Below are 12,013 nucleotides of genomic sequence, written 5' to 3' on the forward strand. Positions count from 1 at the left end.
TATAATGAAAAAAAAATTTTTATACATAAATGTTTTTTGTTATCTGTGTATTGCCGCTTTTCTTGCCGCCACCATCGGTACATCCTTGAAGTCAGGATATCCATGGGCCATGACCTGTTATAACTGCGTGCTGGGACGGCAGATCTGTCCTCTGGGAATTGATCCCTATGGCTTTATATCGGCTGCCATCACCAATGATCCTGAAATTTATGTGAGTGCAACCAACATACGGATGAAACTTGGAAAAGCCTTGGATATTGATCCGAATATGACCCTGATCCTTCCGGACAAGTCTCTGGTGACTGCTCAAACATTATCTTTGACCCAAAAGGATTTGGATTATGAAGTTACCACACACAAAATAAAGGTTAAGGATGCCGCAACTTTCTGTCCTCTTTGCGGCAATTGTGACAGGGTGTGTCCCATTAATCTGCCGGTTTTAAAAATAATTGAGGACTTAAAAGACGATGGAAAATTCTAACCGTGAAAAAAAACGGTCCTATGCAGGGCTTTTGATGCTGATTTTGTTTCTTGGTATTGCCGGAGGGGTATATGTGATTCAAACCGATCTGAAAAAAATATTTCCCGGCACCTATCCAGGTGTTGTGCCTCCCATTCAGGCAAAGTTCTTTTTTTTACGAGACATGATTGAAATAAGGCTGTCCAGGGAGCCGTCATCAGACCGGATTGTTATTTTTGCCTATGATGATGCGGGCCGCCAGGTGACAATCTTAAAACCCATATATGACCGGGTGGTGAAAGTTATGCCGGGTGATCTTGCCGACTTTCGTGTTGATTTTACAAAAGGGAAAACCCCTGGATTCGAGGTTTTTAAAAAAGCCAATAATCTTATGGAAGAGGTGAATTTTTTTGACCTTATGATTGCTGCAAAAGCCGAAAATTTAAAATTCGGGGTTCAAGAATGCCTTTATCCTGCGTGTTCCATGTGTGTATCTGTCTGCCCGGTCATTGCAAACGGGGTGATCACCATGCCGCGCCTGGAAGATGGGCGCATACACCCCGTTATTAAACATGGCGGGTGTCCGCGATCCGGCAAATGTTTTTCTTTGTGTAAAATGGGGGTTATCTATAAGACGGATTTGCGGCTGAGCATAAAACCGGAATATTTGGATAAAGGCAATGAGGACTGGTCATATTTTGATACAAAAAAAGGAAGACAGCAATAATGTTTCTGGCCCTGTACACTTCCTGCGTGATTATCTGCGTAGGGCTTTTGATCTATTCGATTGTTTTTCAAATCATCAACAAACGTCTCCAGGTTATGCTCTGTACGGAATGCCGTCAATGCATGGCAGTCTGTCCGCTACTGTCCAAGGGGTGCAACCCAATGGAAATCATGCTGGGTGCTAAAATTGATCAGCTTGACCAGGTCATGGGGCAGGGCGGGGCTTTGTGCGTGAGCTGCAAAAAATGCCAAAAGGCTTGTCCCAGGGGACTTGCACCCTTTGAGGAAGTTGAAAAATGGAAAAACCTTAACCTGGAATAACTGCCGCGGCATACCTGGTAGTTCTTTCTGGTTTGCCTATAACTGTCACGGGCAGACTTGGTCTTTCACCTTGGTTTGCCCACAAAAAAGATTGAAAGTCGCTGTTTGAACTTTTAAAGATTTTTTTGGAAAGAATATTAATTGAAAAAGGATAAAAAAAAATGAAAAAAATACCTCTTATTATTTGTTTAATACCAGCTCTGTTTATTGGGCTGTTTTACGGCATCACAGCTGCAGCTTCTTCGTTAAACGATGAGGTACAGTCAGATGAAAAAGAAGGTGTTGTTGTTGCCGTGATCAACGGATCAAAAATTTACAGGACAGCTCTGGATCTTGAGGTTAAAAGCCTTACCGCCCATCTTCTGAGCCTGGGTGATCCAGTGCCCAAGTCAGATGAACCTGAAATAAGAAAAAAAGCCCTGGAAAGCCTTATTAATGCCGAAATCCTATATACGGCAGGCCTGAAAGCCGGATATGATATTGATGCAGCATTAATTGACCAGGAAATTCAACAGGTTAAAGATCAATTTGAAACACCCGCTGATTATCAAAAAATGCTTGAAAGCATCCATTTTACTGAAAATCAATTGAGACGACATTTTAAAAAAGGCCTGGTTGTTAAAAATTTTGTGGAGCAGGAATTTGAAAAAAAAGTGATCGTAACTCCCCGGGATATCCGGCAATATTACACTGATCATCCTGAAAAATTCAACCGGCCGGAAGAAGTTAAGGCCAGCCATATTCTTATCAAGCTGGATGAAAACGCCACACCTGCACAGAAAATAAATGCAAAAAAAGAAATTGAAACCATCCTGGCCCAGATCAAGGCAGGCAAAGATTTTGCCACCCTTGCAAAAGCCCTGTCCCAATGCCCCAGCAACAGCGATGGGGGAGATCTTGGCTATTTTAAAAGAGGAGTCATGGAAAAAAGCTTTGAAGATGCCGCTTTTTCACTTGAACCCGGCCAATCAAGCGGTATTGTCTTAACAAGTTTTGGATATCACATTATCACTGTCACCGGCAAAAAGCTTGAAAGCACGGTTCCTTTTGAAAAAGCTGAAAAAAGAATCCAGCGGCATTTGACCCTCCATCGATCCAAGGCGCTTTTAGATAAATTTGTAGACCTGCAGAGGCAATCGGCAACCATTGATATTGAGAAACAGCCGGAGGCATAATTTGCTGGTTAATGAGTTTTAATATTTTTAAGGCAAGTGGGGGGGCATAGGCTCAATGGGATCAGGCTTGTGTTATTGTTAGCTTTTGCTAACACCTTGATCATAAGGAGGCCTTCAAAAAAGAGTGCCGACAATGCAGGCATGATCCTTGATCTGTTGGAAAATATAGGTGTCAAATGCACGGCAGGTATTTTAGCCGCGTTATGATTCTTATTTTATGTGTTTTCAGATTCCTGTTTTATATTGGGCGTTGGTGGATGGATGAATAATTTGTTTGAGTTCTTTTTTTGAATCAGGTTTTGAATCAGGTTTTGAATCAGGTTTTGAATCAGGTTTTGAATCAGGTTTTGAATCAGGTTTTGAATCAGGTTTTGAATCAGGTCTTGAATCAGGACTTCCATTTATAAGATTCTCAAAAAGCCGTACGATTCCGGATTTATCCATATCCATTGTATCAATTTTCGTTCCGGTTTTTATATCCCTTAAGTCAATGAAAAAACCGGAAAAAAGATCCGGCAAATCAGTGACAATATCTGTATTCAGGAAATTAATATTATTATACATGCAATGATAGTCCCCCTTTTTTTTATCAATCAAAAAGCAAACCTTTTTTAAATTTGTGATTGAGCAGGATTTATTACACTCTTGAATACATTCATCATCAATCTTGGTTTTTTTGCACCCAATGGTCTGATGAAATAAGCATTGCCTGCTGGTTAGAAGCAAAATAGGGTGATATATACTATAGTACAGTTTGAAATCATCAGGACTGACAATCCTTTTTATTTGATTTTTATTGATTTCATTTGAAATAAATGAGCCGCAACAATTAAACTTTTCTTTTATGCATAAAAGACTGAAGGAATTGGTATTGTTAAGATAAGGCCCTGCGATCCAGGCAATTTTGTTTTCATAGGCTTTGTAAGCGATTCCGGTGTTGTTTGTTACAATGAGTTTTGGTTGCACCTGCTTGAGAAATTCCACTGCCGCAGTATAGCTTTTTCCTATCAAAACAGGCGGGAACCAGGCAATTAAATTTTTATTTTTTTGGAAAAGTTCTATGAGTTCGGCAATTTTATTTTCAAGGCAATCAGGGAGCTTATAATAGATATCGGCTGAAGTTGTATTGCACAGGTACAGATCCTTTGGGGAGGATATCAATACACAAAGAGAGGGTTTGGTTTTTAATTTGCTTTGTTTGTTTAAGACGGGAACTTTAATCGGTGCAACAATAGGTTTTGAGCCGTTTAAGAGGAATGCAATTTCATTTTTCATTGAAGTGAGTTCTTGAAACGGTATAAAAAGATCTTTTTGCAGATTTTTTAAGTCTATCTGCTCAATGTAAAATTTTGTATTATTCAAGCTCTTAAATCTTTTTTCTATGGCGCTATGGTCAATGGTGTGTTTGTCTGCATTGATAAGATTGTTTTTTGAAAATACAGCAAATGAAGTTTCAGGTGTTTTTGCCGATATTTTCAAAGGGGCATTTGTTTTTCCTGAGATGCTTATGGTTAAAGGAGTTTTTGCTATGCTTAAATCTTTGATTCTGTCTTTAACTGTTGTTATAATTTTTGTTTTTTCATCATAAAGTTCTTGTTTGATTTTTTCCATGCTGTTGGTTGCCGAACAGCTTTTGCTCTTTTTTTTTATCTCAAAAAGATGCTTTGCTGAATTATCCCGGGGATTATCAATAAACATATGTTTATTAATATCTCCCTTTAAATAGGCATTTGAAAAATCCCGGTTAAAAACTTTATAAAGGTCAATGTTGTCACTTGTTAAATTTTTTGTATTGTCTGTATTAGTTGCTGCATAATCTGTGTTATCTGCATTGTAAGCATTATCGACTCCGCCATGGTCATAAAAATTCAGGATTTGTTTTTTCCAGCAGTTCACCACGGTATATACATAATGAAATTTTTTTATTCTTCCTTCTATTTTAAGGGAATCAACCCCTGCATCATACAGGTTTTTGAGATCAAAGTATGCTGAATTATCCTTAAGATTAAGAGGAAAATCCTTGCCCGCAGGGGTGGTCATATATCTGTCTCTGCAAGGTTGACTGCAGCGGCCTCGATTTCCTGAATTGCCTCCGAGAATGGAACTTATGTAACAAAGTCCTGAAAAAGAGATGCAATAGGACCCATGGACAAACACTTCGGTTGAGATATTGTTTTCACGGGCAATTGGGGTCAACTCTTTTATCTCATCAATATTCAACTCTCGTGACAGATTAACCCGGGCAGCAGCAAGTTTATTTAAAAAAAGTATCTGGCCTTTATTATGTGTGGTGCATTGTGTGGATGCATGTATTTCAAGGTCTTTAAAATATTTGGACAACAAATAAAACAATCCTGAATCCTGAACAATTACGCCGTCAATCTTTGTGTTTACAACTTTGTTAAGCAATCTTACAAGAGCTGGAATTTCACTTTCCAGTATGATTATATTCAGGGTTAGAAAAACTTTGCAGTTGTGCTTATGAGCAAGATTTAAAATTCCGTTTAAATCTTCAAAATTTATATTTGCCGCCCTGTTTCTGGCATTAAATTTAATCAGCCCACAGTATACTGCATCCGCTCCTGCCAGGATGGCGGCCTTTATGGAATCAATGTCTCCGCCAGGTGCCATTAATTCAAACTTGTTTTTCATATTTTTTTCAAATTCTTTTGTAATAACGCAATAATCCAGCCGTTTGTTTGAACGATTACAGAAGGATGCATCAGATATTTTGTCTGACAAGTATTCAGAAAAAGAGGTGTGTTCCGTGGGAAAACCGTTTTTTAGAGTTGCGTCTGATAAATTTGGGATCAGGCCTTGGACATGAATTTTTTTGTTTCTGTATTGACCTTGATCATGTCTCCTGCTTCAAGATATTCCGGGATCTGAATCTCAACGCCGTTTGAAAGGGTTGCGGGTTTGGTTCTTGCTGATGCACTCGCACCTTTGATGCCGGGAGCAGTTTCAGATATTTCAAAAACAAGGGCATTTGGAATTTCAATGGAAACCATATTCTCATCAATGATAAGGGCAACAAGGCCTTCCATACCATCCGTGATCCAGACAAGTTCATCTTCTATTGCATCGTTTTCTATCATGTACTGGGAATACTCCTGGCTGTCCATGAATACATGCAAAGCGCCGTCTGGATATAGATATTGTACAGGTCGTTTCAAGAGAGCCACTTCATTGAGCATATCATTTCCCTTGTAGCTTTCTTCATATTTTTGTTTGGTCTTAATGTTGTTGAATCTTATCTTGTAAAGGGTTACAGCTCCTCTTGCCGATGGAGTTTTAACATCAATATGTTTAACCATGTAAGCGTCATTATTTATCTCAACAACATTCCCTTTTTTCAACTCACAAGCCTTGGGCATTTTTTATTCTCCTGCATACTGTTTTTTTGTCTGTTTATTTTTAAAAAAGTATAAATACCATTCAAGAGAAAAATTTAAAAGCACAAGAACAAAAAAAATACCGCAGAAACTTGAACCTGTGATGGAAAAACAGCTTTTTAAACAAATATTTATGATGCCCTAACAATAACCTGACTGGCCATGACAAAATGATTTTGTGAGTGGATATTAACAATATGAAAAGACTTGTATGTTTTAACTTCAGAGTGATAGATTGAGACCATTGGGCGTATGTAAAAGTTGATTTTATCGGATAAAAGCTTTGCAAAGCTGAGGAGATTATTAAATGATAAATGTAATTGCATCAATACAAATTAAAGAAGGCCGATTGTCAGAATTTATTGAGATTTTTAAATCAAACATTCCAAGAGTTCTTGAAGAGAAAGGATGTATAGAGTATGTTCCAACCATTGATGTTCATGCAGATTTACCCCCTCAGCAGTTGAATCCAAACGGTGTCACAATAATTGAGAAATGGGACAGGCTGGAGGATTTAAAAGCTCATCTGTCATCATCACATATGCTTTCATACAGAAAAAAAACAGAGCATCTTGTTGATAATATGTCCGTCAAAGTGCTGGAACAAGTGTGATTTGATTAAAAATAAAGAGAGTATACCCATGACCCTGCAACCCGCAAATATATTTAAAGATGTTGAAAAAATAAGAGAAAATGCCCCTCTTGTTCACAATATAACCAATTATGTGGTGATGAACACCACGGCCAATGCCCTGTTAGCCATAGGTGCGTCCCCGGTCATGGCCCATGCTGTGCAGGAAGTTGAAGATCTGGCAGGGATTGCCGGAGCCCTGGTTCTGAATATCGGTACCTTGAACGATGGATGGATTGATGCAATGTTCAGGGCGGCAAAAACAGCAAAATCAAAACAGGTTCCCATTGTCCTGGACCCGGTAGGGGCGGGTGCCACACCCTATCGTACCCAAACAGCAAAGGATCTGATTCAGGCCTTTGCTCCATCCATCATCCGGGGGAATGGATCGGAAATTATGGCATTGTGCGGTCAAAGCCAATCCACAAAAGGAGTTGACAGCACCAGTGAATCGAATCAGGCTGTTGACGCCGCAAAAACCCTGGTTCGTGAAATCGGCTGCACCGTGTGTGTCACCGGGGAAACTGATTATATTGTCTCTGCTCAAACTTTATACGAAGTTAAAAACGGCCATGCCTTAATGCCAAGGGTAACCGGTTTGGGATGCACTGCCACGGCCATTTGCGGTGCTTTTGCCGCAGTCAATCCTGAATTCGACAAAGCTGCTGCCCATGCAATGGCAGTCATGGGGATTGCCGGGGAAATTGCTGCTGAAATTTCATCGGGTCCTGGAACGCTTCAGGTCAATTTTATTGATGCGCTTTACCAATTGTCTGAAACTGATATCAAAAAGCGCTTAAAAGCATAGAAAACAATCATGGAGCCAATCCCTGTAAAAAAAGGAGAAAAGATTATGAAATCTTATTATAGAGCCTTGACCATAGCCGGATCGGACAGCGGCGGAGGTGCGGGTATCCAGGCTGATCTGAAGACATTTTCAGCTCTGGGCTGTTTTGGAATGTCGGCCATTACAGCCCTGACAGCCCAGAACACCCGGACAGTGACCGGTATTTTCCCGGTTCCTCCGGAATTTATCGGCCAGCAGATAGATGCGGTTATGGAAGACATTGGAACCAATGCCGTTAAAATCGGCATGCTTCATTCACCCGAGGTTATTGAAATTGTTGCCCGAAAACTGGTCCATTGGAAAACTTCCAATATCGTACTGGACCCTGTCATGATTTCCAAAAGCGGGGACAAGCTGCTTCGTGATGACGCAGTTAAGGCGTTGAAAAATGTTTTGATTCCAGGGGTGACAATCATCACTCCCAATCTGCCTGAAGCGTCCGTCCTTCTGGGTTGGGAGGTTACAACACGGGAAGACATGTACCGGGCCGCCATGGAACTTGCCACGCTGGGGTGTGACAATGTGTTGCTCAAGGGCGGACATCTCGACCATGAAGACAGCAGCGATCTTTTGTATCAAAAAAGTACGGATACCTTAACCACACTGCCGGGGTCACGCATTAACACCATTAACTCGCACGGGACCGGCTGCACATTGTCTTCAGCTCTCTGCGCCGGCCTTGCCAGGGGTATGGATATTGAAACAGCCGTGCAGAATGCCAAATCTTATATCACCGGAGCCCTTTTAGCCGGGATCGACTATAAAACAGGCAAGGGCCACGGCCCTGTCAATCATTTTTATAATATTTGGCCGGAGAAATAAAAAATAACTGGAAACTGTTGCTTTTGGGATGCTTGAAGCAAACTTTTAAACAACAATAGGCCTCTGGATCATTCCGGGGGCCTGTTTGTTGATCAGCTTGAATCTTGGGGCTATTATTTTTCAGGTTCTTTGAACAATATGAAAGAGCATTCAACCGGTTGGAATTATGTGTTTCCCATTATTTGTTTTAACAGCTTGATTCGTCATGGTCGTTATATAATACAACCATATCACCATGATTGCGGCTTGTGATCTGTTCAGCCACCTTTGCAGGAACAATCTCGAAACAATCATCAAATTTGACAATGGCTAATTGTCCATGACAGAGCTTTTGGGATATTTTTTCGTTTACAAATAATCGTTTGATTTTTTTTCCTACGGTAAAGTAGTAGGACTCATCATAATCATCCAGATTTAATCGGTTTGTTTCAATGAGTTGCCTTACCTGTGCCAGGTTTTCACGTTCCTGCTTTTTTTTGTTGAGTTGCCGGTTGAGTTCTTGGCTGAGTTTTTCTTTGGCCAATTGTTCTTGCCGTGCTTTGTTTATTTCAGTAGGGGAGCCTTTTGCTTTGTTTTTCTTGCGACCAACATGTTTTTCATGCTTGACCTTTTTAACCTGTTTTTTATTAACAAGTCCTGCTTTAAGCAGTTGGTCCTGAAATGATTTTCCCATGGTGTTATCCTCATCTTATTTGTTTTTGCTACAATAATATATCCAGGCACAGACATCAAATATTTAAAAATTAGTGATCATTTGATTCTTGACAATCCCCTGACTGTAAAATTTTTATATAACGGCCATGTCAGATCACTTTGTCACAACAAATAATGAAAGATATTTAATTTCAGCAGGTTAAAAGTTCTTTCATATAAAAAGTCTTCAAAAATTCAAACAGTGACTTTCATGTTTTGTTGTGGGCAAATATGAGCGAAAGACCAGATCTGCCCGTGGCAGTTATATGAAAGCCTTTAAAATTTTAATTTAGATGGTGGATTCGGGGCATTGTTGAGGTGTTGACAAAACTTATTTTTATATCCTATATGGGTTGAATGGCTTAATTGTTGGATAATTTTAAATTATGGAGAAAAAAATGATTTCAGGTAAAAAAATTTTTACTGGTGTGTCTGTTGTTCTATTTTTGTTTCTAATACCCTGTTCTGTCTTTTCCCAGGATCTCAGTACTCAGGATCTCATCGTTCAGGATCTCAAGGATGGATTATACGCACAATTTGATACTGATAAAGGCCGGATTCTGGCTGTTCTATATTATGACCGTGTTCCCCTCACTGTTATTAATTTTGCCGGACTTGCACAAGGAACAATTGCCTCCAGTCAAGGTACTTCAAAAAAATATTATGACGGATTGATTTTTCATAGGGTGATCAAAGATTTTATGATTCAGGGTGGTGATCCTACCGGAACAGGCCGGGGCGGTCCTGGATATAGATTTGCCGACGAGTTTGTGGCTGGCTTGAAACATGATTCTCCAGGAATCCTGTCAATGGCCAATGCAGGACCAGGAACAAATGGCAGCCAGTTTTTCATTACCCACAAGGCAACGCCATGGCTTGATAATAAACATACGGTGTTTGGAAAAGTGATCACCGGTCAGGATGTGGTCAATAAAATTGAAAAAGGCGACCGGATAAATACTTTGACAATTATCAGGGTTGGCGAAAAGGCCAAGGCCTTTAAAACAGATCAGGCAAGCTTTGATGCGGCTGTGAATAAAATAAAGAATTGAAGTTAAAGCTTGAATAAACCAACTGTGGGGCTGGATGAACCGGATGTGATTATATCCTTTTCTTTTTTTTTAAGGCAATTGGAATGGTTCCAATTCAGACAATACGCTGTAGTTAGTGATATCGCATTGAACAGGTGTTATGGAAATATAGTTTTGCAATATCGCAGTGATATCTGAATCCGGTTCATCTGCTACCTGATCAATGCGGCCATACCAGTAATAAGACCTGTTTTTAGGATCAACACGCTTGTCAAATTGTTTGGAAAGATTATTAGAAGACTGCCGGGTGATTTTAACACCTCTCACCTCATCAAATGGAATATCCGGTGCGTTGATGTTCAGGAATGTTCCTGAAGGAAGCCCGTTATAATACACCTTATCAACTATATTGACAATGAAGCGGGACATTCCTTTAAAATCAAGAGTTTTTCCTGTTTTTATGGAAACCGCCAGGCTCAATATGCCGTTTAAAGCGCCTTCCCTGGCAGCTGAAACCGTTCCTGAATAATTGATATCAACTCCTGCATTGCAGCCAGGATTGATTCCTGAAATAATCAGGTCCGGTGGCGTGGTAAAAAGGTCAAATAACCCCAGTTTAACACAGTCAGCAGGTGTTCCTGCAACCGCATATCCATCATCTCCGTCATTTAAGCGGACCGGGCTCATTCGTATGGGGTCATTAAGGGTGATACCGTGGCTCACGGCACTTTTTTCTCTGTCGGGTGCAATCAGAACAACCTTGTGATACTGCCGGAGTGCTGCGTACAACACCTGAATTCCAGGAGCAGCGTAGCCGTCGTCATTTGTAAGAAGAATTTTCATTGATTTTCCTCTGCCTAAAGAAGATTAATAGTCCACTTTTTTTCTCAATTTTTTGACCCTGCCGTTTTTTGTCTTGCTATCCAGGCGCTTTTCAACTGCTCCTTTTTTCGGTCTTGTTTTTTGTCGCTTCTTTTTTTTGACCAGAACGCTTTGAACAATTTTTTGTAAGCGGTTCAGTGCATCTTCCTTGTTTTTTTCCTGGGTCCGAAAAGTCTGGGCCTTGATCACCAGAACACCGGTTTTTGAAATTCTCTGGTCGCTGAGAGATAATAGCTTGTCTTTAACCTGATCCGGCAGACTGGAGGCTTGAATGTCAAAGCGAAGGTGTATCGCAGTGGAGACTTTGTTGACATTCTGGCCGCCTGCTCCCTGTGCCCGTATGGCCTGGAACTGAATTTGCGTTTCCGGAATACTTATGTTGTCGTTTATTTTCAGCATTGCAGATTCTCATTTGATTGAAAAAAATATTAGATGCTTAATACGGTATAAAAATTTTGTGATCCTGTCAATGCGTAGAAAGGCCATCTTTAAAGACAGACTGGATACTTTTGGGTTGTCGGTTTTATTTGAAAAGTATTTACATTGCCGGAAACAGCATTATTTTTTAATAATAGACATTGGTGGTTTTTTTTTAATAACTGCCATGGGTAAACCTGATATTTTGTTTAGGATTTGCCCACATCAAAGCATGAAAGTTTTGGTGTGAATTTTTTAAGATTTTTTTTATAAAAATCATAAAGGCCGCAAGGAGGAAAAAAATGTATACTAAAAATCAACTTTGCGAAAAAATAATATCCGTATATCCGGATATTGGTGAGTGCGGGATAGATCTGAATGTAGAGTATGATCAGGATAAAAAGGTATGGGTTGTACAACTGAATAAAGATAACCAGACCTTGAAGACCTATCTTGAACCGGAAGATGCAAATGTCTGCATGGAGGGTAAACAATGTATAGGTTTGGGGATGCAGATATACCAGCTCAGGGATAATATAAAAAATATGCGTGATTCATAAAACAAACAAAAGCATGTTGTTGCTTTGAAATATGAAAAAACCAACAGAGAGGA

Annotated in this window: 14 protein-coding genes; 9 read left to right on the top strand and 5 right to left on the bottom strand. The window is 39.9% G+C overall.

Annotated elements, in window-relative coordinates; translation table 11 throughout:
* Nucleotides 1–4: 4 nt before the first annotated feature.
* From TOL2_RS06985 to TOL2_RS07000, 4 genes are all read left to right on the top strand, one after another.
* Nucleotides 5–481 carry a hypothetical protein gene (locus tag TOL2_RS06985; protein ID WP_014956805.1) on the top strand — a complete coding sequence of 159 codons (477 nt, stop codon included), beginning with the start codon at nucleotides 5–7 and terminating at the stop codon, nucleotides 479–481.
* Nucleotides 468–1,187 (top strand): 4Fe-4S dicluster domain-containing protein, encoded by a 720-nt coding sequence (locus TOL2_RS06990; protein ID WP_051012306.1) that lies wholly within the window; start codon nucleotides 468–470, stop codon nucleotides 1,185–1,187. Before TOL2_RS06985 ends, TOL2_RS06990 begins: the two co-directional genes overlap by 14 nt.
* Nucleotides 1,187–1,507 (top strand): 4Fe-4S dicluster domain-containing protein, encoded by a 321-nt coding sequence (locus TOL2_RS06995; protein ID WP_014956807.1) that lies wholly within the window; start codon nucleotides 1,187–1,189, stop codon nucleotides 1,505–1,507. Before TOL2_RS06990 ends, TOL2_RS06995 begins: the two co-directional genes overlap by 1 nt.
* Nucleotides 1,508–1,668: 161 nt before the next feature.
* Complete coding sequence (locus TOL2_RS07000) at nucleotides 1,669–2,682, top strand: peptidylprolyl isomerase (RefSeq protein WP_014956808.1); 1,014 nt, start codon at nucleotides 1,669–1,671, stop codon at nucleotides 2,680–2,682.
* Between the two features lie 225 nt (nucleotides 2,683–2,907).
* On the opposite strand, the gene TOL2_RS07005 is transcribed toward TOL2_RS07000, so the two are convergent.
* On the bottom strand, nucleotides 2,908–5,334 hold the full coding sequence (locus tag TOL2_RS07005) for a peptidase U32 family protein (protein WP_014956809.1): 2,427 nt from the start codon (nucleotides 5,332–5,334) through the stop codon (nucleotides 2,908–2,910).
* A gap of 158 nt (nucleotides 5,335–5,492) precedes the next feature.
* A complete protein-coding gene (efpL, locus tag TOL2_RS07010) occupies nucleotides 5,493–6,059 on the bottom strand; it encodes an elongation factor P-like protein EfpL (RefSeq protein WP_014956810.1) in 567 nt (188 codons plus the stop codon).
* Nucleotides 6,060–6,384: 325 nt separating this feature from the next.
* Between efpL and TOL2_RS07015 the strand changes: the two genes are divergently transcribed.
* From TOL2_RS07015 to thiD, 3 genes are read left to right on the top strand one after another with little or no spacing between them, the layout of a single operon-like run.
* Nucleotides 6,385–6,690 (top strand): putative quinol monooxygenase, encoded by a 306-nt coding sequence (locus TOL2_RS07015; RefSeq protein ID WP_014956811.1) that lies wholly within the window; start codon nucleotides 6,385–6,387, stop codon nucleotides 6,688–6,690.
* A gap of 28 nt (nucleotides 6,691–6,718) precedes the next feature.
* The gene (gene thiM / locus TOL2_RS07020) at nucleotides 6,719–7,516 is read left to right on the top strand and encodes a hydroxyethylthiazole kinase (protein ID WP_014956812.1); all 798 of its coding nucleotides are present in this window, start codon (nucleotides 6,719–6,721) and stop codon (nucleotides 7,514–7,516) included.
* A gap of 45 nt (nucleotides 7,517–7,561) precedes the next feature.
* Nucleotides 7,562–8,377 (top strand): bifunctional hydroxymethylpyrimidine kinase/phosphomethylpyrimidine kinase, encoded by an 816-nt coding sequence (thiD, locus tag TOL2_RS07025; protein WP_014956813.1) that lies wholly within the window; start codon nucleotides 7,562–7,564, stop codon nucleotides 8,375–8,377.
* Nucleotides 8,378–8,564: 187 nt separating this feature from the next.
* Here thiD and TOL2_RS07030 read toward each other — a convergent pair whose 3' ends face one another.
* Nucleotides 8,565–9,050 (bottom strand): DUF2058 family protein, encoded by a 486-nt coding sequence (locus TOL2_RS07030; RefSeq protein WP_014956814.1) that lies wholly within the window; start codon nucleotides 9,048–9,050, stop codon nucleotides 8,565–8,567.
* Nucleotides 9,051–9,468: 418 nt separating this feature from the next.
* On the opposite strand from TOL2_RS07030, the gene TOL2_RS07035 reads away from it, so the two are divergent.
* Nucleotides 9,469–10,122: a peptidylprolyl isomerase gene (locus tag TOL2_RS07035; RefSeq protein WP_173391119.1), complete on the top strand. Its 654-nt coding sequence runs from the start codon at nucleotides 9,469–9,471 to the stop codon at nucleotides 10,120–10,122.
* Between the two features lie 69 nt (nucleotides 10,123–10,191).
* On the opposite strand, the gene surE is transcribed toward TOL2_RS07035, so the two are convergent.
* Complete coding sequence (gene surE / locus TOL2_RS07040) at nucleotides 10,192–10,944, bottom strand: 5'/3'-nucleotidase SurE (protein ID WP_014956816.1); 753 nt, start codon at nucleotides 10,942–10,944, stop codon at nucleotides 10,192–10,194.
* A gap of 24 nt (nucleotides 10,945–10,968) precedes the next feature.
* Nucleotides 10,969–11,382, bottom strand: coding sequence for an alternative ribosome rescue aminoacyl-tRNA hydrolase ArfB (gene arfB, locus TOL2_RS07045; protein ID WP_014956817.1), 414 nt, complete (start codon nucleotides 11,380–11,382; stop codon nucleotides 10,969–10,971).
* Between the two features lie 320 nt (nucleotides 11,383–11,702).
* On the opposite strand from arfB, the gene TOL2_RS07055 reads away from it, so the two are divergent.
* Nucleotides 11,703–11,960, top strand: coding sequence for a hypothetical protein (locus TOL2_RS07055; protein WP_014956819.1), 258 nt, complete (start codon nucleotides 11,703–11,705; stop codon nucleotides 11,958–11,960).
* The last annotated feature ends 53 nt before the right edge of the window (nucleotides 11,961–12,013 follow it).

It is taken from the genome of Desulfobacula toluolica Tol2, from assembly GCF_000307105.1.
GTDB classification, from domain to species: Bacteria; Desulfobacterota; Desulfobacteria; order Desulfobacterales; family Desulfobacteraceae; genus Desulfobacula; species Desulfobacula toluolica.

What these genes read in the sequence shown, in the direction of transcription:
- surE (WP_014956816.1), bottom strand. Translation starts at nt 10,944, where the DNA reads ATGAAAATTCTTCTTACAAATGACGACGGCTACGCTGCTCCTGGAATT.
- TOL2_RS06985 (WP_014956805.1), top strand. Translation starts at nt 5, where the DNA reads ATGAAAAAAAAATTTTTATACATAAATGTTTTTTGTTATCTGTGTATT.
- TOL2_RS07005 (WP_014956809.1), bottom strand. Translation starts at nt 5,334, where the DNA reads ATGAAAAACAAGTTTGAATTAATGGCACCTGGCGGAGACATTGATTCC.
- TOL2_RS06995 (WP_014956807.1), top strand. Translation starts at nt 1,187, where the DNA reads ATGTTTCTGGCCCTGTACACTTCCTGCGTGATTATCTGCGTAGGGCTT.
- arfB (WP_014956817.1), bottom strand. Translation starts at nt 11,382, where the DNA reads ATGCTGAAAATAAACGACAACATAAGTATTCCGGAAACGCAAATTCAG.
- TOL2_RS07015 (WP_014956811.1), top strand. Translation starts at nt 6,385, where the DNA reads ATGATAAATGTAATTGCATCAATACAAATTAAAGAAGGCCGATTGTCA.
- TOL2_RS06990 (WP_051012306.1), top strand. Translation starts at nt 468, where the DNA reads ATGGAAAATTCTAACCGTGAAAAAAAACGGTCCTATGCAGGGCTTTTG.
- TOL2_RS07055 (WP_014956819.1), top strand. Translation starts at nt 11,703, where the DNA reads ATGTATACTAAAAATCAACTTTGCGAAAAAATAATATCCGTATATCCG.
- thiM (WP_014956812.1), top strand. Translation starts at nt 6,719, where the DNA reads ATGACCCTGCAACCCGCAAATATATTTAAAGATGTTGAAAAAATAAGA.
- TOL2_RS07030 (WP_014956814.1), bottom strand. Translation starts at nt 9,050, where the DNA reads ATGGGAAAATCATTTCAGGACCAACTGCTTAAAGCAGGACTTGTTAAT.
- TOL2_RS07035 (WP_173391119.1), top strand. Translation starts at nt 9,469, where the DNA reads ATGATTTCAGGTAAAAAAATTTTTACTGGTGTGTCTGTTGTTCTATTT.
- thiD (WP_014956813.1), top strand. Translation starts at nt 7,562, where the DNA reads ATGAAATCTTATTATAGAGCCTTGACCATAGCCGGATCGGACAGCGGC.
- efpL (WP_014956810.1), bottom strand. Translation starts at nt 6,059, where the DNA reads ATGCCCAAGGCTTGTGAGTTGAAAAAAGGGAATGTTGTTGAGATAAAT.
- TOL2_RS07000 (WP_014956808.1), top strand. Translation starts at nt 1,669, where the DNA reads ATGAAAAAAATACCTCTTATTATTTGTTTAATACCAGCTCTGTTTATT.